The 476-nt window shown below is 45.2% G+C and carries 1 protein-coding gene; it reads right to left on the bottom strand.

The genetic code is table 11. The features are described from left to right. Positions 1-90: 90 nt before the first annotated feature. Positions 91-476 (bottom strand): hypothetical protein (locus tag ACTHTS_RS11100; protein WP_440370069.1); only part of this gene is annotated, 386 nt, incomplete at its 5' end.

Consider the following 476-nt stretch of genomic DNA (forward strand, 5'->3'; position numbering starts at 1 on the left):
TCCTGTCAAAGCTTGCGCCAGTCTTCTTTTTTCTCCGTATGGATAGTCGTATCGATATAAAGTGCCGTACTTTCCAATTGGTTCATTTGCTTAATTTGCATCGGGATTCCCTCGTTGGACGAAGCCTGGTGTTTTTTGTTTTGGTTGTGTGGGGTGTGTTGGTTGTTTGTAGTTGTTGGTGTGTGTGGTGTTGGTGTGGTTGGTTTGTGTTTGGGTGTTTTTGTTTTGGGTGTTTTTTGTTGGGGTGGTTGTTGGGGTGTTTTTTGTGTTTTCTTGGGGTTGTTGGTTTTGGGTTGTGTTTGTGTTGTTTGGGGTGGTGGGTTTTGTTGTTGGGGGGTGGTGGGGGGTTTTTGTGGGTGGGGTTTGTTTTTTGTTGGGGGTGAGGTTGTGATTTGTTGCGTGTGGTTTGGTTTTGTTTTGTTGTGGATGTTGTTGGTTTGTGTTGCTGTGGTTTATGGTGATGGGTGGCATGACAC

Origin of the sequence: Neisseria sp. P0019.S003 (assembly GCF_051957115.1) — a bacterium.
GTDB classification, from domain to species: domain Bacteria; phylum Pseudomonadota; class Gammaproteobacteria; order Burkholderiales; family Neisseriaceae; genus Neisseria; species Neisseria flavescens_D.